Raw genomic sequence first — 20,468 nt, forward strand, 5'->3', positions numbered from 1 at the left:
TGAGGCAGGAGGGGGAGGGGTGGTTGTCCGGCAGGCGGTGAAGTAGGACAATGCCCGGCTTAATTTGTCTGCAGCGACTTTGCATGGCCTTTCTCGCCCTCGGTATCAACCACAAGACTGCCTCGGTGGCGGTGCGCGAACGCGTGGCTTTCACCCCGGAGCAGATGGTGGAGGCACTGCAGCAGCTGTGCCGGCTGACACCCAGCAGCGAAGCCGCGATTCTTTCGACCTGCAACCGTAGCGAGCTGTATCTGCAGCTCGACGAGATGGATGTGCAGTCGGTGCTGGCCTGGCTGGCCGGCTACCACGGGCTGCCCCTGAGCGACCTGCAGGCCTGTGCTTACGTTCACGAGAACGAGCAGGCGGTGCGCCACATGATGCGCGTGGCCTGCGGGCTGGACTCGATGATCCTCGGTGAGCCGCAGATCCTCGGTCAGCTCAAGTCTGCCTATGCCGTGGCGCGCGAAGCCGGCACCGTCGGGCCGCTGCTGGGGCGTCTGTTTCAGGCCACCTTCAGCACCGCCAAGAGCGTGCGTACCGACACCGCCATCGGCGAGAACCCGGTTTCCGTGGCCTTCGCGGCGGTCAGCCTGGCCAAGCAGATCTTCGCCGATCTGCACCGCAGTCAGGCGCTGCTGATTGGCGCCGGCGAGACCATCACCCTGGTTGCCCGTCACCTGCACGAGCAGGGCATCAAACGCATCGTCGTCGCCAACCGCACGCTGGAGCGCGCCAGTTCGCTGGCCGAGCAGTTCGGTGCGCACGCCATTCTGCTGGCCGATATCCCCGATGAGCTGATCAACAGCGACATCGTCATCAGTTCCACCGCCAGCCAGTTACCGATTCTCGGCAAGGGCGCGGTGGAGCGGGCGCTGAAGAAGCGCCGGCACAAGCCGATTTTCATGGTCGATATCGCCGTGCCGCGGGACATCGAGCCCGAGGTCGGCGAGCTGGATGACGTCTACCTGTATTCGGTTGATGACCTGCACGAAGTCATCGAGGAAAACCTCAAGAGCCGTCAGGGTGCGGCGCGGGCGGCCGAGGAAATGGTCGCCGTGGGTGCGGAAGAGTTCATGGCACGCCTGCGCGAGCTGGCGGCCGTGGACGTACTCAGGGCCTACCGCCAGCAGGCCGAAAGCCTGCGCGACGACGAGCTGCAGAAGGCGCAGCGGCAACTGGCCAATGGCGCCCCGGCCGACGAGGTGCTGGCACAGCTGGCCCGTGGCCTGACCAATAAGCTGCTGCATGCGCCCAGCGTGCAACTGAAGAAACTTTCCGCCGAGGGCCGCCTGGATGCGCTGGCCCTGGCCCAGGAACTTTTTGCCCTCGACGAGGGTGAGCGCAAATCATGAAAGCTTCACTGCTGAACAAACTGGCCACCCTGCAGGATCGTTTCGAGGAGCTCACCGCGCTGCTCGGTGATGCCGAAGTGATCAGCAACCAGCCGCAGTTCCGCGCCTATTCCAAGGAGTACGCCGAGGTCGAGCCGGTGGTGCAGGCCTATCGCCAGTTGTGCAAGGTGCAGGAAGACCTGGACGGCGCCCAGGCGCTGCTCAAGGACAGCGACCCTGACCTGCGCGAAATGGCCGAAGAGGAAGTGGCTTCGGCCAGAAACAGCCTGGCCGAGCTGGAAGACAGCCTGCAGCGCATGCTGTTGCCCAGGGACCCCAACGACGGCCGCAACGTCTATCTGGAAATCCGCGCCGGCACCGGCGGCGACGAGGCGGCGATCTTCTCCGGCGACCTGTTCCGCATGTATTCGCGCTATGCCGAGCGTCAGGGCTGGCGGGTCGAGATCCTCTCGGCCAGCGAGGGCGAACACGGTGGCTATAAGGAAGTGATCAGCCGGGTGGAAGGCGACAACGTTTACGCCAAGCTGAAATTCGAGTCCGGTGCCCACCGGGTGCAGCGTGTGCCGGAGACCGAATCCCAGGGCCGCATCCATACCTCGGCCTGCACCGTGGCAGTATTGCCCGAGCCGGACGAGCAGGCGGCCATCGATATCAATCCGGCCGATCTGCGCGTGGATACCTACCGCAGCTCCGGCGCCGGTGGTCAGCACGTCAACACCACCGACTCGGCCATCCGCATCACCCACATTCCCACCGGCACGGTGGTGGAATGTCAGGAAGAGCGCTCGCAGCACAAGAACCGCGCCAAGGCCATGGCCTGGCTGGCGGCCAAGCTCAAGGACCAGCAGGAAGCCGCCGCGCACAAGGAAATCTCCGACACGCGCAAGCTGCTGGTGGGCTCGGGCGACCGCTCCGAACGCATCCGTACCTACAACTTCCCTCAGGGCCGGGTCACCGATCACCGTATCAACCTGACCCTGTACTCGCTCAATGAAGTGATTGCTGGCGGCGTCGAGCAGGTCATCGAACCCTTGCTGCAGGAATACCAGGCCGACCAGCTGGCGGCACTGGGAGACTGACATGGCCCGAGTGGATGCGTTGCTGGCGGCGGCTGACTTGCCCGATTCGCCGAGTGCGCGTCTGGATGCCGAGCTGTTGCTGGCCCATGTGCTGGGCAAGCCGCGCAGCTACCTGCGAACCTGGCCCGAACATGAGCCGAGCGCCGAACAGGTCGCAGCCTTCCAGGCGCTGCTGGCGCGTCGTCGCCAGGGCGAACCGGTGGCCTACCTGTTGGGGCGGCAGGGTTTCTGGAGTCTGCAACTGATCGTTGCGCCGCACACCCTGATTCCCCGCCCCGATACCGAACTGCTGGTGGAGACTGCTCTGCAGCTATTGCCGGCCGCGCCTCTGACGGCGCTGGATCTGGGCACTGGCACCGGTGCGATTGCCCTGGCGCTTGCCAGCGAGCGCCCGGCCTGGCGTCTGACCGGCGTCGATCGTATTGATGAGGCGGTGGCGCTGGCCGAGCGCAACCGCGCGGCGCTGCAACTGGACAATGCCAGCTTCCAGCCCAGCCACTGGTTCAGCGCCCTCGGTGGGCAGCGCTTTGCCCTGATCGTCAGCAACCCGCCCTATATCCGCAGCGATGACCAGCACCTGAGCCAGGGCGATGTGCGCTTCGAACCAGCCAGCGCGCTGGTGGCAGGCCGCGACGGCCTGACAGACTTGCGCGAGATCATCGCGCAGGCGCCGGATCATCTGGAACATGGCGGCTGGCTGCTGCTGGAACATGGCTATGACCAGGCCGCAGCCGTGCGCGAGCTGTTGCTGGCGCGGGGCTTTGCTCAGGTGGAAAGCCGCCGTGATCTGGGTGGGCACGAGCGAATTTCACTGGGGAGCTGGCAGGCATGAGCATGGACCTGACGGATGACGATCTGCTGCGCTACAGCCGGCAGATTCTCCTGGCGCAGATCGATATCGCCGGGCAGCTGCGCCTCACGCAGAGCCGTGTGCTGATCGTCGGCCTCGGCGGGCTGGGCTCGCCGGTGGCCCTGTATCTGGCCGCGGCCGGTGTGGGCGAACTGCACCTGGCCGATTTCGATCAGGTCGATCTGAGCAACCTGCAGCGCCAGATTGCTCACGACAGCCACAGCATCGGGCAGCCCAAGGTCGAATCGGCGGCGGCGCGTCTGCGTGCGATCAATCCAACTATCTGCCTGCAGTTGTATGCCCAGGGGCTGGATGCCGACTCCTTGCCCGCCGCGGTGGCAACGGTCGATCTGGTGCTGGACTGCTCGGATAATTTCTCCACCCGCGAGGCGGTCAATGCCGCGTGCGTGGCGGCCGGCAAGCCGCTTGTCTCGGGCGCCGCGATTCGCCTGGAAGGGCAGCTGGCGGTATTCGATCCGCGTCGCGCAGAGAGCCCCTGCTACCACTGCCTGTACGGGCATGGCAGTGAGGCCGAACTGACCTGCAGCGAGGCCGGTGTGGTCGGGCCGCTGGTGGGGGTGGTGGGCAGCCTGCAGGCGCTTGAGGCGCTCAAGCTGCTGGCCGGTTTTGGTGAGCCGCTGGTGGGCCGTCTGCTGCTGATTGATGCCTTTACCAGCCAGTTCCGCGAGCTGCGGGTCAAGCGTGACCCAGGCTGCACGGTGTGCGGAGTCGGGCATGGCCAATAGCGCACCGATCGGCGTATTCGACTCCGGTGTCGGCGGGCTTTCAGTGCTGCGCGAGATTCACGCGCAACTGCCCCACGAGGCACTGCTCTACGTCGCCGACAGCGGCCATGTGCCCTATGGCGAGAAGAGCGCTGAATTCATTCGCGAGCGCAGCCAGCGCATCGCCGAGTTTCTCCTCGGTCAGGGCGCCAAGGCGCTGGTGCTGGCCTGCAACACCGCGACGGTGGCGGCGGTGGCGGATTTGCGCGAGCGTTATCCGGACTTGCCCATTGTCGGCATGGAGCCGGCGGTCAAGCCGGCGGCGGCGGCCACCCGTTCCGGTGTGGTCGGTGTGCTGGCCACCACCGGCACCCTGAAAAGCGCCAGGTTCGCAGCTCTGCTCGATCGTTTTGCCAGTGATGTTCGGGTGGTGACCCAGCCCTGTCCGGGGCTGGTGGAGTGCGTCGAGGCGGGCGATCTCGACAGTCCGTCTGTGCGCCAGTTGCTGCAGGGCTATGTGGCGCCGCTGCTGGCCGCCGGATGCGACACCCTGATTCTTGGCTGCACCCATTACCCCTTTCTGCGGCCGCTGCTGCGAGAACTGGTGCCTGCCGATGTGGCCCTGATCGATACCGGCGCGGCGGTGGCCCGCCAGCTGCAGCGCCTGCTTGAACAAGACGATGCGCTGGCCGCTCAGCCGACCAGTCACCCGGCTCAGTTCTGGAGCAGCGGCGCTCCGGCCCAGCTGGAGCAGATCCTGCCCCTGTTGTGGGGCAGTTCAGCCGTGGTGCGAGCCCTGCCGGAGTAGGCAGGTATTGCAAGGCGGCAATAGTTTCTATAATTATTTCAGATTGTTGCGAATAACCTTCAGGCAATAAGGAAAGTTGAATGAAAGCACTGACTTCGCTGGCCGCCGTGGCGGTTCTGGTTCTGGGCAACGCGCTGAGTGCGCAGGCCGCCGATGTGACAGCGGCCATTGGCCAGAGTGGCGACTCCACCATGGTCTATCGCCTGGGCAGCCAGTGGGACTGGGACAGCGCCTGGATGCAGAGCGACAGCGGGCGTCTGACCGGCTACTGGGATCTGGGCTACACCTACTGGGATGGTGATGAAACCGCCAGCAACCACAGCGTTTCCTTCTCGCCGGTGTTCGTCTACGAATTCGCCGGAGAGACGGTAAAACCCTACGTCGAAGCCGGTATCGGCGTGGCCCTGTTCTCCAGCACCGAGCTGGAAGATAACGATCTGAGCTCTTCCTTCCAGTTCGAAGACCGTCTGGGGGCAGGCGTGCGCTTCTCCGGTCAGGAAATTGGCGTGCGCGCCATCCACTACTCCAATGCCGGTCTCAAGCAGCCCAACGATGGCGCTGAGGCGTACACCCTGCATTACCGCAGCCGCTTCTGATTGAAACGTGGCAAAAGAAACCGGGCCAAGGCCCGGTTTTTTATTGCCTGCGGTCAGCGGTAGATGCTGTCCATGCCACGACGTTCGTCCTGGCATTCCGGCGAGCCGGTGGCGAATTCGCGACAGACCAGCGGGCGCACTTCGTAGATGGTGCAGCGCATGGTGTCGCGGTCCAGTGCCGCACACCAGCCGTCATCCAGACGCAGCATGGTTTCGCCGCCCCAGTCGTCGGTGCTGATGAAGCGCTCGGGCACGCCGGTGTCGGTCAGCAGCATGACTTCCAGCTGGCAGCAACAGGCCGCGCAGGTGCTACAGCTGATGCTGGGATCGATGGGCAGGTTGGTCAGGGGGATCTGGTTCATGCCGCCAGTGTACGGGAGAAGGGCAGCGTCGGCGCGACGACTTGCCGGACGGCCTGACGAATCAGGCTTTCTTCACCCACGTGCTGGCTAGTCAACCTTTACCGGGGTGGCTGAACGGATGCCGGCAGGTGGCGTTGCCAGACGACTGGCCAGTGCATGCAGCACGGGTAGCCATACTGCCCAGAGCAGACCGAGCAGCAACAGGCTGGGCGCGGTGCCCAGTGGCAGGCCGACTCCGGCCAGTTTCGCGCCGGCGTAGTAGGAGAGCGGGCCGCTGGTAGCGCCCAGCAGGCTGGCCAGCCACCAGGGGCGGGCGGTCCAGGCCAGGCTGTGGCGCAGGGTTGTGGCGAGCAGGGCCCAGAGCAGTGCCAGCCAGGCCGGCAGCAGCCAACTGTCGCCGGCAAAATCGAACAGGCCGAGGTTGAGCAGCAGGCTGTCGAGCAGGCTGCCCAGCAGGGTGACGATCAGCACCAGGCGCAGGTCGCTCTGACGCTCGTGACTGAGCCACAGCTGCGCAGCCAGGCAGGCCAGCCCGCCCAGCAGCCACCAGGGCTGACTGGCGGCGAGGATGCAGGCCAGCCAGCCGAGCTGGAACAGCAGTGCATTGCCCAGCAGTTGCCAGCGCATGCTCAGACGCTCAGGTTGCCCAGCAGCGGCGCCGGGCGTGCCTGCGGTTTGGCCAGCAGCAGCTGGGCGGTGCCGATGGTGCGTTCGAGGAAGCCGCCCTCGCAGTAGCACAGGTAGAACTCCCACAGGCGGTAGAAGTGCTCGTCATAACCAAGTTGCTGCAGGTTCTGCCGGGCTTCCTTGAGATTGTCGTGCCAGTGGCGCAGGGTGCGGGCGTAGTGCAGGCCGAAGTCTTCCAGATGATGCAGGTTCATGTCGGTCTGGCGGCTCACGATATCGAGCATCTTGTGCACCGAGGGCAGGGCGCCGCCGGGGAAGATGTAGCGCTGGATGAAGTCCACCGAGCGCCTGGCCTGCTCGTAGCGCTGGTCACGGATGGTGATGGCCTGCAGCAGCATCAGGCCGTCGTCCTTGAGCAGGCGGCTGCACTTGTCGAAATAGGTGGGCAGAAAGCGATGGCCCACCGCTTCGATCATCTCGATCGACACCAGCTTGTCGTACTGGCCGGTGAGGTCGCGGTAGTCGCAGAGCAGAAGGGTGATGCGGTCCTGCAGACCCTGTTCGCGGATGCGCTGCTCGGTGTAGGCATACTGCTCGCGTGACAGGGTGGTGGTGGTTACCCGGCAGCCATAGTGGGTGGCCGCGTAAAGCGCCATGCTGCCCCAGCCCGTGCCGATTTCCAGCAGATGATCCTCGGGCTTGAGCGCCAGCTTCTGGCAGATGCGTTCCAGTTTGTGCAGCTGGGCGTGCTCCAGGCTGGCACCGTCATGGGGGAACATGGCCGCCGAGTACATCATGGTCGGGTCGAGAAACTGCTCGAACAGCTGGTTGCCCAGGTCGTAGTGGGCGGCGATGTTCTTCTGCGAGCCGCGCCGGGTATTGCGGTTGAGCCAGTGCAGGCCCTTGAGCAGCGGGCGGCCAAGCAGGGCCAGGCCACGTTCCATGCCGTCGAGTACGTCCAGGTTGCTGACGAATACGCGTACCACGGCGGTCAGGTCCGGCGTGCGCCAGTAACCGTGGATATAGGCTTCGCCGGCGCCGATCGAGCCATTGCCGGCCACCAGGCCCCAGAGTGCCGGGTCGGTCACCTCGATTTCGCCGTGCAGGCTGCTGTGCGGGTCGCCGAAGACCCGGGTTTCGCCCTGGTCGATCAGGCGCAGCTGGCCGTGGCGCAGTTGCTGCAGCTGGCGCAGCACGGCACTGCGCAGCAGCTCGGCGGCGATGCCGCGGCTGGCCAGTAGAGACGATTTGGCAGTCAGGCTAGAGCTTTTCATCGGCGGTGTCCTTGCGCAGAGGCACGGCCACGCGTTGCGTGCCCAGTGCCGGTTGATGAGTGAACAGCGGGATACGTTTGAGCAGCAGGCGCAGGGCTTCCCAGTAGATGGCCAGCACGGTCTTGGCGGTCATCCAGGGAAAGCTCAGCAGGTGGCGGTGCAGGGTGGCGCGGCTGAGCGGCTGACGGCTCAGGCTGAGGGTGGCGTCGAACAGCTTGCTGCTGCCCTGCCAGTCCTCCATGTGAATGCCCAGCCTGGCGGCAGCCGGGCTGAAGGTCATGTGGTACTCCAGATCGCGCGGCAGAAAGGGCGAGACATGAAACGCCTTGGCCACGGCGACATGCTGATGGCCATCGCCCTCGGCCGGCAGCACATAGTGATAGCGCTCCAGCCAGGGGGTGTTGCTGACTTCGCAGAGAATGGCCTGCAGACGCTCTTCGCGGTCGAAGCAGTAGAAGAAGCTGGCCGGGTTGAACGCCAGGCCCCAGCTGCGGGGCTGGGTCAGCAGGCGCACCGGTCCGTCGATCAGACGGCCAAGGGCCTGACTGACCTGCTGCTGCACCGCGCGCTTGAGTGACTGGCCGGCGCGGGTCTGCTCTGGCAGGAAGTCCGTCTCGCGGAAGGCGAAGGGTGCCAGTCGGGCGCGACCGGCCAGTGGCGAGAGGCCGAGCACGGCATCCTGCTCGTCCAGATCGAGGTAGAGCAGGCCGATGCGGTATTCGAAGGCATGGGCGCGCGGGGCGAAGCGGCGGTGGCGCACTTCGCCCTGATACAGCGCACTGTGCCGTACGCCGCTCACAGACTGACTCCGAAGTGCCGGGCCACGCGCAGGGCGCTGACCACACCGTCCTCGTGGAAGCCGTTGGCCCAGTAGGCACCGCAGAAATAGCTGTGCTGCCGGCCCTGAAGCTCCTCCCCGCGCAGCTGGGCGGCGCTGGCCGCCAGGCTGTACTGCGGGTGCGCATAGCTGAAACGGGCGAGGATCTTGTCCGGGTCGATGGCGTCGGTCTGGTTGAGGCTGACGCAGAAGGTATGTTCGGACTCGATGCCCTGCAGGATGTTCATGTTGTAGGTGACCGCCGCCGGTTGCCGGGTCGGTCCGCCCAGGCGGTAGTTCCAGCTGGCCCAGGCCAGACGCCGCTTGGGCAGCATGCGGGTATCGGTGTGCAGTACCACGTCATTGTCGGCATAGCGCAGGGCACCGAGGATTTCCGCCTCGCTGACGCTGGGTTCGGCCAGCAGTTGCAGGGCCTGATCGCTGTGGCAGGCAAAGATCACCGCATCGAAACGCTCGCGGCCGGCCGGGCTCTCCAGGGTCACGCCCAGCTCGTCGCGTTCGACCCGGCTGACCGGGCAGTTGAGGCGGATGCGTTCGGCAAAGCCCTTGGTGAGCGGGGCCACGTAGGCGCTGGAGCCGCCCTCGATGACATACCACTGCGGGCGGTTGCTGACCGACAGCAGGCCGTGATTCTTGAAGAAGCGCACGAAGAACTGCAGGGGGAAACCGAGCATGTCGGCCAGCGACATGGACCAGATCGCCGCACCCATCGGCACGATGTAGTGCTCGATGAAGCGCTGGCCGTAGCCGTTCTGGCTGAGGTACTGGCCGAGGGTGATGTCGGCGGCGATGCGGCCCTGCTCCAGATCGCTCAGGGTTTCCTTGTTGAAGCGCAGGATATCGCGAATCATCCCCCAGAATCGTGGCGACAGCAGGTTGCTGCGCTGGGCGAACAGGCTGTTGAGGTCATGCCCGTTGTATTCCACGTCCGTGTCAGGGTCGCTGACGGCAAAGCTCATTTCCGTCGGCTTGAAGCCCACGCCCAGTTGCTGCAGCAGCTGGATGAAGTTGGGGTAGGTCCAGTCGTTGAACACGATGAAGCCGGTATCCACCGCGTACTCGCGGCCATCCAGACGCACCGGCACCGTGTGGGTGTGGCCGCCGATCCAGTCCTGCGCTTCGAATACGGTGATCTCGTGTTCCCGCTGCAGCAGGTAGGCCGAGGTCAGGCCGGCAATGCCGCTGCCGATGATGGCGATTTTCATGGCTGTACATCCTTGTCTGAAACCGACCTGGGTGAAGTTGGCTGGCTGGAGTTCGGTCGGGCCAGGCGTTTGCCGATGGCCAGTTGCAGGCGTCTGGGCAGGTGGGCGAGCAGCAGCAGACCGGCGATGAAGGGCGTGGGGAACGCAATCTCCACCGGCCGTGCGGGCAGGCGCCGGGCGATATGGCTGGCGGCCTTGCTCACCGGCCAGCGCAGGGGCATGGGGAAGTCGTTCTGCGCCGTCAGCGGGGTGTCGACGAAGCCGGGGCTGATCAGAGTGACGTCGATGCCTTCGTGGGCCAGGTCGATGCGCAGGCTGTCCATCAGGTAGCGCAGGCCGGCCTTGGAGGCACCATAGGCTTCGGCACGCGGCAGGGGGAAATAGGTCACCGAGCTGCCCACCGCCACCAGCTGCGGCCTGAGGCCTGCGCGCAGCAGCGGCAGGGCGGCTTCGATGCAGTAGGCGGCCGAGAGCAGGTTGGCGCGCAGCACGCGCTCGACCATGGTGGCCTGAAAGTCGGCAGCCTCGACATACTCACAGGTGCCGGCATTGAGGATGGCCATGTCCAGCGCGCCCCAGTGCAGGCGGATACGCTCGCCGATGGCCTCGACCTGGGTGGCGTCACCCAGATCGCCGGGCGCCAGTAGCACCTGTCCGGGGAAACGGTCGCTCAGCAGTTGCAGCGGTCCGCTGCGCCGGGCGCTCAGGGCCAGATGATGGCCGGCGCTCAGCAGTTCTTCGGCCAGCGCGAAGCCGATGCCGCTGCTGGCACCGGTCAGCCAGATCCGCTGGCTGCCGGGGTTGGGGCGGGGTGCGTTCATACCAGTCTCCGTTTCAGCCAGCGGATCGCGCTGCCCAGCAATGGCAGGTGCTCGTAGAGCAGGTTGCCGGCGTCGAAGTAGTCGCGGTGGCGGTAGACCTTGCCGTCGCTCCACTGCAGGTGGCTGCAGCCATCGACCCGGATCAGCCCGCCGCCGGCCAGACGTGGATGGCGGTAGCTCATGGTCCAGCGCAGGTAGCCGCTGTTGTCGCCGGTCTGGTCGAAGGCATGGAAGTCGAAGCGCAGCTCGCGCACGTTGGCGTACAGCTCGCTGAAGTACTGACGCACGTTGGCCAGGCCGCTGATCTGGTGCAGCGGGTCGTGGAACACCACGTCGCGGCTGTACAGCTCGTCCAGTCGGTGCAGGTTATCGGCGCCCAGTGCGGCAAAGTGCCGGGCAAAGTCACGCAGGAACTCAGACATGGGCGGGCTCCAGATTCTTGAAGGCGGCCAGTGCGCGTTCGCGGCTCTTGCTCAGGTCGACCATGGGCCGCGGGTAGCCGGCCACGCCGAACAGCCCGCCGAGGGCGTCGGGGTTGTGAATATCGCGCTTGTTCAGGCTGGCCAGTTCCGGCAGCCAGTGGCGCAGGAAGCGGCCGTCCGGGTCGAACTTGGCCGACTGGCTGAGCGGATTGAAGATGCGGAAGTAGGGCGCGGCATCGGTGCCGGTTGAGGCACTCCATTGCCAGCCGCCGTTGTTGGCCGCCAGATCACCGTCGATCAGGTGGCGCATGAACCAGCGCTCGCCTTCGCGCCAGTCGATCAGCAGATTTTTGGTGAGGAACATGGCCACGATCATGCGCAGGCGGTTGTGCATCCAGCCGGTCTCGCGCAGCTGGCGCATGGCGGCGTCGATGATCGGCAGGCCCGTGAGGCCTTCCTGCCAGGCGGCCAGCTCCTCCGGGGCATGGCGCCAGGCGAGGGCTTCGGTTTCGCGGCGGAAGGCGCGGCCCATGGAAACCCGCGGGTAACCCACCAGAATGTGCTTGTAGAACTCACGCCAGAGCAGTTCGCTGATCCAGCACACGGCGCCGGGATTGCCACTGGCGAACTCGCCACGGTTGATGGTCAGGGCCGCATGCAGACACTGGCGCGGCGAGATGACGCCGGCGGCCAGGTACGCCGAGAGCTGACTGGTGCCGGGAGTGGCGGGGAAGTCGCGCTGCTGGTCGTACCACTCCAGCTGTTCATCGGCAAACCGCTGCAGGCGCTGCTGGGCCTCGTCTTCGCCGGCCGGCCAGAGCTGGCGCAGGGCCTCGCCGGGAGGGGCGAAACCGGCCACCTCGCGGGGGATGGGGTCGCTGGAAATCGGCAGCGGTGCCTGCGCGGCCGGCAGTGGCCGGCAGGCGGGCAGGGCGGTGGCCAGGCGCTGGTAGCAGACCTTGCGGAACTGACTGAACACCTGAAAGTAGCCGCCGCTCTGGGTCAGTACGCTGCCCGGGGCGAAGAACAACTGGTCGAGGTGGCTGTGCAGGGCCACGCCATGCTGGGCCAGATGCTCGCGGCAGGCCAGGTCGCGGCGGCTTTCGTGTATGCCGTATTCCTCGTTCAGGTGCACGGCGCGGATCTGCAGGCTCTGGCAAATGTCGCCGAGCAGCGCCGGCACCTGTTGCCAGGTGTCGGCATGACGCACCAGCAGCGGCACGTTCAGACGCGCCAGTTGCTGTTGCAGGGCGCTCAGATTGCGCAGCCAGAAGTCCACCTTGCAGGCGGCGTCATCGTGGGCCAGCCACTGCTGCGGAGTTATCAGGTACAGCGCCACGGTCGGTCCGGCGGCCATGGCCGCGCACAGGGCCGTGTTGTCGTGGGCGCGCAGGTCGCTGCGCAGCCAGAGCAGTTGGGTCATTGCGCGGCTCCGGGCAAAAGCTGGTGTTCCTGCAGGCTGTGCAGGGCGTTGAGGGGGGTGACGGCCAGGCTCAGGCCGGGCATGTCGTGCAATTCATCGTGGTGGATGCGCGCCGCCGGGCCTGCCAGCAGCAACGGAATGGCGCTGGTGCTGGCCAGCCGGGGTAACTGCTTGCGCAGCACGTTGTTGTCCAGGCTCTGACTGGAGTAAAGCAGCACGGCGCGTGGCTTGAGTTGTTCCAGCGCCAGGCTCAGTTCGCCCAGCGGCACGGGCCAGTCGAACACCTCCACCGGGCAGTCGGCGCTGGAGGCCAGCCAGGCGCTCAGCCACAGCCCGGCCTCCAGCGGCAGGCTGGAGAGATTCAGCAGCAGCAGCGGCGCGCCGCCCTGCTGACGGTTGTTGTGATACAGACGCGCGCCCAGCTTGCTGCGCAGCCACGAGTGGAAGAACACCCACTCCAGCTGACTGCCGAACTGCCCCTGCCAGCGCTGTTCCAGCTCAGCCAGCAGCGGTAGCAGCAGTTGCTCGCAGAGGGTGCGCGGCGGGTAGAGGGCCAGGTTGCGGTTGAACAGATCGTCCAGCTGTCGCTCCGACAGCTGCAGCACGGCCTGCAGCAGTTGCTGGCGTTGCTCGCTCCACTGGCTGGCCTGTGGCTGCGGAGCCGCGCTGCGGCTGCTGAGCAGTTCGTTGACCTGGCTGACCGCGACGCCGCGGTTGAGCCAGGTGAGGATGGCCTGGATGCGCGCCACGTGTTCGCTGTTGTACAGACGATGCCCCTTGGCCGTGCGGCCGGGCACGATCAGGCCGTAGCGGCGCTCCCAGGCACGCAGGGTCACGGCGTTGACGCCGGTCTGGCGGGCGACGTCGCGGATTGGCAGCCAGCCCTGCTCGAGGGCTGTCTGGTAGTCATCCGGCAACGGGTGGGCTTCAGATGGCATTGCGCAGACTCAGCTCTTCCGGGTGGGGCTGCAGGTAAGCCTGGTTGGCTACATACGAATGCGGGTGGCGGCGGAAGTGATGCTTGAGCAGCGTAATGGGCACGACCAGCGGGATGATGCCCTTGCGGTACTGGCCGATCAGTTGCTGCATTTCGGCCTTTTCCTCGCGGCTCAGGGCCGTCTTCAGGTAGCCGGATAGGTGCAGCAGCACATTGGAATGGGTACGCCGGGTGGCGGTCTTCTTCAGGGCGGCCATCAGCAGACTGAAATAGCGCGGGCCGATCTCCTCGGCGCTGTGCTGGCCGATGCTGCCGAGCAGGCGCCCCAGTTCGCGGTACTGCTGCGGATGGGTGGCCATCAGCTGGTACTTGTAGCGCGAGTGGAAGTCGATGATGCCCTTGCGGGTCAGACCGGCCTTGCACAGCTGCTGCCAGGCGGCATAGGCATAGACGCGGGTGAGGAAGTTCTCGCGCAGCACCGGATCGTTCAGGCGGCCGTCTTCCTCTACCGGCAGGTCGGGGCGCGCCTGCATGAAGGCGCTGGCGTAGATGCCGCTGCCGCCGCCGTCGGCCGGGTAGCCGTTGGCCTGATAGACCTTGACCCGCTCGACGCCGCAGGACGGCGACTTCTGCATGAAGATGTAGCCGCAGATATCGTCGTGCTCGGCCGCCATGCGCCGGCCATAGTCGGCCAGCGGTTCGGTCACATCCAGTTCGCGGCGCACCGTGCCCAGCGCACGCGGCTGCTGCGGGTCGCCGACCAGACGGATCGGCTCGCGGGGGATACCCAGACCGATGGCCACCTCCGGGCACAGCGGCACGAAGTCGAAGTGCTGCGCTAGGGTATGGCTGCACAGTCGCGACTCCTTGTGGCCGCCGTTGTAGCGGACTTCCCTGCCGAGCAGGCAGGCGCTGATGGCGATACGGATCTTGGGCGAGTGCGCGGTGGTCATGGTGGCAACCTCGATGATCTTGTACATGAAGGTTTTTCTGTACAACTTGAGTTCATCATAGGTCTGTCATTGTACAAGTCAATGCTTTTGTACAACTGTTTGTATCGATATGTGCCTGGAGCCATGACCCATGGCAAGGCAATCGCGATTAGCGCCGCCCGGGACTTGGCAGACGTGGCGCCGGGCCGTACATAGAAGGTCAGTGTTGTTGCCGAGCCTTTGTCATGCCTGCCTCTCCGCCAAAATCCAGTGAGACCCCGCCGGCGCCGCTCAAGCTGCGCCGGGTGGCCATCGATACCTACCGCGAGAACGTTGCCTATCTGCACCGTGACTGCGCTGTTTACCGCGCAGAGGGGTTTCAGGCGTTGTCCAAGGTTGAGGTGCGCGCCAACGGCCGGCGCATCCTGGCCAGCCTCAATGTGGTAGACGATGGCTGCATCGTCGCCACCGACGAGCTGGGGCTGTCCGAGGACGCCTTTGCCCTTCTGGGCGTGGCCGATGGCCATCCGGCGAGCATTTCCCAGGCCGAGCCGTCGGCTTCGATTCCGGCCCTGCACCGCAAGATTGCCGGCGAGCGCCTGAGCCGCGAGGACTTTCGCGGCATCGTGCGCGACATCGCCGAGCACCGTTACTCGAAGATCGAGCTCACGGCCTTCGTGGTGGCCTGCAATCAGGGCGAGCTGGACCGCGAGGAGGTGTATTTCCTCAGTGATGCCATGGCGGCCGTCGGTCGCCGGCTGGACTGGCATGAGCACCCGGTGGTGGACAAGCACTGCATCGGCGGGATTCCCGGCAACCGCACCTCGATGCTGGTGGTGCCGATCGCCGCCGCCCACGGCATGCTCTGCCCCAAGACCAGCTCGCGGGCCATCACCTCGCCGGCCGGTACCGCCGACACCATGGAGGTGCTGGCCAATGTCGAGATTCCCTTTGCCCGCCTGGAGGAGATAGTTCGGGAGCACCGTGGCTGTCTGGCCTGGGGCGGCACCAGCGATCTGTCACCGGCCGACGATGTGCTGATCTCGGTGGAACGGCCGCTGTCGATCGACTCGCCGGGGCAGATGGTGGCCTCCATCCTGTCCAAGAAGGTGGCTGCCGGTTCCACCCACTTGCTGCTGGATATCCCGGTGGGGCCGACCGCCAAGGTGCGCTCGATGCCCGAGGCGCAGCGCCTGCGCAAACTGTTCGAGTTCGTCTCCGGGCGCATGGGCCTGGCCATCGACGTGCTGATCAGCGATGGCCGGCAGCCGGTGGGCAATGGTATCGGCCCGGTGCTGGAAGCGCGCGATGTGCTGCAGGTGCTGCAGAACGATCCGGCGGCACCTCAGGACCTGCGGCAGAAGTCGTTGCGCCTGGCCGGACGCATGCTCGAATTCGACCCGGATGTGCGCGGTGGCGATGGCTATGCGATTGCCCGCGACATCCTCGATTCCGGCCGTGCCCTGGCCAAGATGCACGCCATCATGCAGGCCCAGGGCCTGCGCAGTTTCGACTGGCGGCAACCGCCGCTGGCGCCGTTGTCCTTTGAAGTCTGTGCGCCGCAGGACGGCGTGGTGACCGGTATCGACAACCTGCAGCTAGCGCGTATCGCCCGTCTGGCTGGTGCGCCGAAGGTGCAGGGCGCCGGTGTCGATCAGCTGCACAAGCTGGGTGCCGGCGTCAGTCAGGGCCAGCCGCTGTACCGTGTGTATGCCGCTTACGCCGCTGATCTTGAATTTGCCCGGCAGGCCTGCCTGCGCAGCAACGGGTTTACCCTGGGCCGCGCCGAGGAGCTGGCTCCGCTGTTTGTGGAGTGCTGATGAACACCCAAGTCTGGTATTTCGCCGATGAGCGCGAGCCGGCCCTGCGTCTGGCCGAAGCGCTGGCCGTGAGTGCGGCCTGCATCGAGCGCCATCGTTTCCCGGATGACGAGCTGCGCCTGCGTCTGCCGCTGGCCGAGGGGCAGTCCCTGCCGGCCCAGGTGGTGCTGTACCGCAGCCTGGACCGGCCCAACGACAAGCTGGTCGAGCTGCTGCTGGTTTCGGCCGAGGCGCGCCGGCTGGGCGTGCAGCGCCTGCTGCTGGTGGCGCCGTATCTGGCCTATATGCGCCAGGACATTGCCTTCAACCCCGGCGAAGTGGTCAGTCAGACCATCATCGGCCCGTTCATCGCCGCGCATTACGATGGCCTGATCACCGTCGATCCGCATCTGCACCGCATCGAGCGTCTGCAGCAGGCGGTGCCGCTGGGCGAGGCGGCGCTGACCCTGTCCGGTGCGCCGATGCTGGCGCGGCTGATCGCCGGGCGCCGCGAACGGCCATTGCTGATCGGTCCGGATGCCGAGTCGCGGCAGTGGATTGAGTCTGCGGCGACTGTGCATGGGTTCGATTACGGGGTATGCAACAAGATTCGCTCGGGCGACCGGGAGGTTCAGATCCAACTGCCGGAGCTGGACTTCGGCGGGCGTCAGGTGGTGCTGCTGGACGATGTGGCTAGTTCTGGGCGGACCCTGGCCGGCGCCGCTAGGCTGCTGCTGGCCGCCGGTGCCGCCTCGGTGGATGTGGCGGTGACCCATGCGCTGTTTGCCGGTGATGCGCTAGAGGTGATCAGGGCTGCCGGCGTGGGCGAGGTGTGGAGCACCGACTGCATTGCCCACTCTAGCAATGCCATCGCCATGGCGCCGGTATTGGCCGAAGCAGTACAAACCCTGCTGCACTGATCCGGCCCGCGACGGAAATTCAGGTTCGGAAACTGCCCACCAGCTGTTTGAGTCGGCTGGTTTGCGTATCGAGGTCGGCACAGGCCTCAAGGGTTGCGTGCAGGTTGCTTACACCCTGCTGGTTGAGGTTGTTGATCTCGACGATGTCCATGTTCAGTGAGTCGATCACGGCCGTCTGTTCTTCTGTGGCGGTGGCGACCGATTGATTCATGCCATCAATCTCACCAATACGCAGGGTCACGCTGCCCAGTCGTTCGCCCGCGCGGTTGGCGATCTGCACGCTGTCTTCGCTGTAGCGCTGGCTGTCGGTCATGGTGCCGACCGCTTCACGCGCACCGACCTGCAGTTCCTCGATCATCTTCTGGATTTCCTGGGCCGACTCCTGTGTGCGGTGGGCCAGGTTGCGCACTTCGTCGGCGACCACCGCAAAGCCGCGCCCGGCTTCACCGGCTCGGGCGGCCTCGATGGCTGCGTTGAGCGCGAGCAGATTGGTCTGTTCGGAAATGCCTTTGATCACTTCGAGGATTTGACCGATGTTAACCGTCTTGCTGTTGAGCGTTTCGATGTTGCTGCACGAGGCGCGGATCTTGTTCGACAGGTCGTTCATCGCCGTGATGGTCTGTTCCACCACATGCCGGCCTTCCTCGGCCTGATGGCGTGCGTCGGAGGCCTGGTGTGAGGCGTCGGCGGCGTTGCGGGCGATTTCCTGAGCCGCAGCACCCAGCTGGTTGATCGCTGCAGCCACGCTGTTGGTGCGGCTGGCCTGCTCGTCGGAGTTGCTCATCGAGGAGTTGGAGGCGTCGAGTACACGCTTGGCTACGTCGCTAACCTGCGTGGTCGCTGAAGCCACTTCGCTGATCGAAGCATGTATACGCTCGACGAAGCGGTTGAAGGAGCTGGCCAGAGAGCCGAATTCGTCATTGCTCAATACATGCAATCTACGGGTCAGGTCGCCTTCACCTTCGGCGATGTTCTGCATGGCGCGGCTTAGGCTGTTTAGCGGTTTCATCAGGATGCGGATGAGCATGCCAAGCAGGCCGATGATCACTGCTACGGCAATCAGCGTGGCAATCAAGGCCGAAGCCCGGAAGCGGTCGAGCATGGCGTAGGCTTTGTCTTTGTCGATGGACAGGCCGACATACCACTTGACGGTCGGTAGACCCTGAACGGGGGTAAAGGTGACGATGCGTAGGCTGTCACCCTCCGAAGCTTCGTTGAAGCCACTTTCAATGCGCGGGGTGTCCTTGGGGAACAGATTGTCGAGCTTTTGCATCACCCGCTCTTGATCCGGGTGAACCAGGATGGTGCCGTCGGCACTGACCAGAAAGGCGTAGCCGGTGCCATCAAAGTCCAGTGCATTGATGGTCTGCACCAGTGTTTGCAAGCTCAGATCGCCCCCTACGACGCCGGTACCTCTGACAGGACTGGCGATGGTGATGATCAACTGCTTGGTTGAGGCATCTACATAAGGCTCGGTCAGGGTGGTCGAGCCGGCTTGCTCGGCGTCTTTGTACCAGGGGCGTGTGCGAGGGTCGTAGCCATCAGGCAGTTCGTCTTCCGGACGCATCGTCATCTTGCCGTCTTCAGCACCCAGGTAGGTGTACATGAAGGTCGAGGTCAGCGCCGGTTGCTCCAGCAGCTTCTCAAGACGCTCTGCGCTGCTATCACTGGCGATGGACTGCGCCACGCTCTCGATCAGCAGAATGCGTCCGGATAACCAACTCTGAATGTTGCTGGCAGTGGTGGTGCCCATGTCCTTGAGGTAGCTTTCGAGGTCATCACGGATCACTTGTCGCTGCAAGCTGTCGTTGTACAGCGAGAACAGGGCGAAAGTGCTGATCACGATGGCCGAAGCGGCCAGCAGGATCTTGTGACTGAACTTCAGGTTCTGGAACATGGCTGCTGATCCCTTATGTGGCTAGAGGCGCAGGCTTTTGAGGCGAGCCCATGTGGGGCATGCGCAGAGTGTCGGTTCAAATTGAGTAAAGCTTTATCTCGAGGGATGGCAAATGAGAGCGAATGATCAACTGCTACTGGGTGCGATGAGTGACGGGCAGCCGCTGGGCCAGTTGTTACGCCTGGCCAACCGACATGGTCTGGTGGCCGGCGCTACTGGCACGGGCAAGACGGTGACCCTGCAGCGGCTGGCAGAAGCTTTCAGCGATGCCGGTGTGGCGGTGTTTGCCGCCGACATCAAGGGGGATCTGTGCGGGCTCGCGGCTGCCGGCAATCCTCAGGGCAAGATCGCCGAGCGCATTGCCGGCATGCCCTGGCTGGGGCATCAGCCCAAGGCCTATCCGGTGACCTTGTGGGACGTTGCCGGCCAGTCCGGCCATCCGCTGCGCACCACGCTGAGTGAAATGGGCCCGCTGCTGCTGGGCGCTCTGCTGGAACTGACCGACAGCCAGCAGGCGGCACTCTATGCCGCGTTCAAGGTGGCCGACCGGGAAGGTCTGCTGCTGCTCGATCTGAAGGACCTCAAGGCGCTGCTCAATCACCTCAAGGAACATCCGGAGCTGCTGGGTGAGGACAGTGCGCTGTTCACCAGTACCTCGTCGCAGGCACTGCTGCGTCGTCTGGCGACCTTAGAGCAGCAGGGCGCGGAGGCCCTGTTTGGTGAGCCGGCGCTGCAGCTGGAAGATATCCTGCGCCCAGGCGCCGATGGCCGTGGTGCCATTCACCTGCTCGATGCCAGTCGCCTGGTGCACGAGGCTCCCAAGGTGTATGCCACGTTCCTGCTCTGGCTGCTGGCCGAGCTGTTCGAGCAGTTGCCCGAGCGGGGCGATGCCGACAAGCCCTTGCTGGCATTGTTCTTCGATGAGGCGCACCTGCTCTTTGCCGATACGCCCAAGGCGTTGCAGGAACGGCTGGAGCAGGTGGTACGGCTGATCCGCTCGAAAGGCGTCGGCGTGTTCTTCGTGACCCAGTCGCCGGCCGACCTGCCGGATGCCGTGCTGGCTCAGCTTGGCCTGCGTATCCAGCATGGTTTGCGGGCCTTTACCGCGAAGGAGCAGAAGGCTCTGCGCGCGGTGGCCGATGGTTTTCGCCCCAATCCGGCCTTCGACAGCCTGACGGTGCTCACCGAACTGGGCATTGGTGAGGCCTTGGTAGGCACCCTGGAAGAAAAGGGCACGCCCGCCATGGTGCAGCGCGTGGCGATTGCGCCGCCGCAGTCGCGCATCGGTCCGCTGAGCGAAGCCGAACGCCAGGCATTGCTGCGCCAGTCGGCCTTGCAGGGCCGCTATGAAAAAGCCATTGACCGAGAGTCGGCCTACGAGCTTTTGACCGCCCGCGCACAGCAGGGCGAGGAGCAACAGCCCCAGGCTGCCGGTGCAGGCAGTGATCTGGGCGCCATGGCCGGTGAGCTGTTGGGCGGTTTTGCCGGGCAGGTCATGAAAACTGCCATGCGTCAGGCAGCCAACCAGCTCGGCCGGCAACTGGTGCGCGGCGTGTTGGGCTCTCTGCTGGGCGGCAAGCGGCGTTAGCAGCGTGAGGCCA

Annotated in this window: 20 protein-coding genes; 9 read left to right on the forward strand and 11 right to left on the reverse strand. The window is 65.1% G+C overall.

What is annotated here, in order from left to right:
- Nucleotides 1–83: 83 nt before the first annotated feature.
- The 6 genes from hemA (at nucleotide 84) to CK486_RS16200 (ending at nucleotide 5,410) form a co-directional block, all read left to right on the forward strand.
- Nucleotides 84–1,352 carry a glutamyl-tRNA reductase gene (hemA, locus tag CK486_RS16175; protein WP_095941344.1) on the forward strand — a complete coding sequence of 423 codons (1,269 nt, stop codon included), beginning with the start codon at nucleotides 84–86 and terminating at the stop codon, nucleotides 1,350–1,352.
- Nucleotides 1,349–2,431 (forward strand): peptide chain release factor 1, encoded by a 1,083-nt coding sequence (prfA, locus tag CK486_RS16180; RefSeq protein WP_095941345.1) that lies wholly within the window; start codon nucleotides 1,349–1,351, stop codon nucleotides 2,429–2,431. Before hemA ends, prfA begins: the two co-directional genes overlap by 4 nt.
- 1 nt (nucleotide 2,432) lies before the next feature.
- Nucleotides 2,433–3,263, forward strand: coding sequence for a peptide chain release factor N(5)-glutamine methyltransferase (gene prmC / locus CK486_RS16185; protein WP_095941346.1), 831 nt, complete (start codon nucleotides 2,433–2,435; stop codon nucleotides 3,261–3,263).
- A gap of 2 nt (nucleotides 3,264–3,265) precedes the next feature.
- Entirely contained in the window at nucleotides 3,266–4,027 is a 762-nt protein-coding gene (locus tag CK486_RS16190; protein ID WP_256574452.1) for a molybdopterin-synthase adenylyltransferase MoeB, read from the forward strand.
- Entirely contained in the window at nucleotides 4,017–4,814 is a 798-nt protein-coding gene (murI, locus tag CK486_RS16195) for a glutamate racemase (RefSeq protein ID WP_095941348.1), read from the forward strand. Before CK486_RS16190 ends, murI begins: the two co-directional genes overlap by 11 nt.
- Nucleotides 4,815–4,894: 80 nt before the next feature.
- A complete protein-coding gene (locus CK486_RS16200; protein ID WP_095941349.1) occupies nucleotides 4,895–5,410 on the forward strand; it encodes an acyloxyacyl hydrolase in 516 nt (171 codons plus the stop codon).
- Nucleotides 5,411–5,463: 53 nt separating this feature from the next.
- On the opposite strand, the gene CK486_RS16205 is transcribed toward CK486_RS16200, so the two are convergent.
- The 10 genes from CK486_RS16205 to CK486_RS16250 form a co-directional block, all read right to left on the reverse strand.
- The gene (locus CK486_RS16205; protein WP_095941350.1) at nucleotides 5,464–5,772 is read right to left on the reverse strand and encodes a YkgJ family cysteine cluster protein; all 309 of its coding nucleotides are present in this window, start codon (nucleotides 5,770–5,772) and stop codon (nucleotides 5,464–5,466) included.
- A gap of 87 nt (nucleotides 5,773–5,859) precedes the next feature.
- Nucleotides 5,860–6,399, reverse strand: a complete 540-nt coding sequence (locus tag CK486_RS16210) for a DUF2878 domain-containing protein (protein WP_095941351.1) — start codon at nucleotides 6,397–6,399, stop codon at nucleotides 5,860–5,862.
- Nucleotides 6,400–6,401: 2 nt separating this feature from the next.
- A complete protein-coding gene (locus CK486_RS16215; RefSeq protein ID WP_095941352.1) occupies nucleotides 6,402–7,673 on the reverse strand; it encodes a cyclopropane-fatty-acyl-phospholipid synthase family protein in 1,272 nt (423 codons plus the stop codon).
- Complete coding sequence (locus tag CK486_RS16220) at nucleotides 7,660–8,472, reverse strand: DUF1365 domain-containing protein (protein ID WP_095941353.1); 813 nt, start codon at nucleotides 8,470–8,472, stop codon at nucleotides 7,660–7,662. Before CK486_RS16220 ends, CK486_RS16215 begins: the two co-directional genes overlap by 14 nt.
- A complete protein-coding gene (locus tag CK486_RS16225) occupies nucleotides 8,469–9,716 on the reverse strand; it encodes an NAD(P)/FAD-dependent oxidoreductase (RefSeq protein WP_095941354.1) in 1,248 nt (415 codons plus the stop codon). The genes CK486_RS16220 and CK486_RS16225 overlap by 4 nt, the downstream gene beginning before the upstream one ends.
- Nucleotides 9,713–10,537 carry an SDR family oxidoreductase gene (locus CK486_RS16230; protein WP_095941355.1) on the reverse strand — a complete coding sequence of 275 codons (825 nt, stop codon included), beginning with the start codon at nucleotides 10,535–10,537 and terminating at the stop codon, nucleotides 9,713–9,715. Before CK486_RS16230 ends, CK486_RS16225 begins: the two co-directional genes overlap by 4 nt.
- Complete coding sequence (locus tag CK486_RS16235) at nucleotides 10,534–10,959, reverse strand: nuclear transport factor 2 family protein (RefSeq protein ID WP_095941356.1); 426 nt, start codon at nucleotides 10,957–10,959, stop codon at nucleotides 10,534–10,536. The genes CK486_RS16230 and CK486_RS16235 overlap by 4 nt, the downstream gene beginning before the upstream one ends.
- On the reverse strand, nucleotides 10,952–12,382 hold the full coding sequence (gene phrB, locus CK486_RS16240) for a deoxyribodipyrimidine photo-lyase (protein ID WP_095941357.1): 1,431 nt from the start codon (nucleotides 12,380–12,382) through the stop codon (nucleotides 10,952–10,954). The genes CK486_RS16235 and phrB overlap by 8 nt, the downstream gene beginning before the upstream one ends.
- Complete coding sequence (locus CK486_RS16245) at nucleotides 12,379–13,320, reverse strand: MerR family transcriptional regulator (RefSeq protein WP_095941358.1); 942 nt, start codon at nucleotides 13,318–13,320, stop codon at nucleotides 12,379–12,381. Before CK486_RS16245 ends, phrB begins: the two co-directional genes overlap by 4 nt.
- Nucleotides 13,310–14,299: a DUF523 and DUF1722 domain-containing protein gene (locus tag CK486_RS16250; protein WP_256574451.1), complete on the reverse strand. Its 990-nt coding sequence runs from the start codon at nucleotides 14,297–14,299 to the stop codon at nucleotides 13,310–13,312. The genes CK486_RS16245 and CK486_RS16250 overlap by 11 nt, the downstream gene beginning before the upstream one ends.
- 197 nt (nucleotides 14,300–14,496) lie before the next feature.
- Between CK486_RS16250 and CK486_RS16255 the strand changes: the two genes are divergently transcribed.
- Together CK486_RS16255 and CK486_RS16260 are read left to right on the forward strand one after the other, a co-directional pair.
- Nucleotides 14,497–16,071 carry a thymidine phosphorylase family protein gene (locus CK486_RS16255; protein ID WP_095941359.1) on the forward strand — a complete coding sequence of 525 codons (1,575 nt, stop codon included), beginning with the start codon at nucleotides 14,497–14,499 and terminating at the stop codon, nucleotides 16,069–16,071.
- Nucleotides 16,071–16,970, forward strand: a complete 900-nt coding sequence (locus CK486_RS16260) for a ribose-phosphate diphosphokinase (RefSeq protein ID WP_095941360.1) — start codon at nucleotides 16,071–16,073, stop codon at nucleotides 16,968–16,970. The genes CK486_RS16255 and CK486_RS16260 overlap by 1 nt, the downstream gene beginning before the upstream one ends.
- A 19-nt stretch (nucleotides 16,971–16,989) precedes the next feature.
- On the opposite strand, the gene CK486_RS16265 is transcribed toward CK486_RS16260, so the two are convergent.
- Nucleotides 16,990–18,867 carry a methyl-accepting chemotaxis protein gene (locus CK486_RS16265; protein WP_095941361.1) on the reverse strand — a complete coding sequence of 626 codons (1,878 nt, stop codon included), beginning with the start codon at nucleotides 18,865–18,867 and terminating at the stop codon, nucleotides 16,990–16,992.
- Between the two features lie 112 nt (nucleotides 18,868–18,979).
- Here CK486_RS16265 and CK486_RS16270 point away from each other — a divergent pair, with 112 nt between their 5' ends.
- Nucleotides 18,980–20,455, forward strand: a complete 1,476-nt coding sequence (locus CK486_RS16270) for a helicase HerA-like domain-containing protein (RefSeq protein ID WP_095941362.1) — start codon at nucleotides 18,980–18,982, stop codon at nucleotides 20,453–20,455.
- The last annotated feature ends 13 nt before the right edge of the window (nucleotides 20,456–20,468 follow it).

The organism is Pseudomonas sp. HAR-UPW-AIA-41 (assembly GCF_002304225.1).
Taxonomy (GTDB): Bacteria; Pseudomonadota; Gammaproteobacteria; order Pseudomonadales; family Pseudomonadaceae; genus Aquipseudomonas.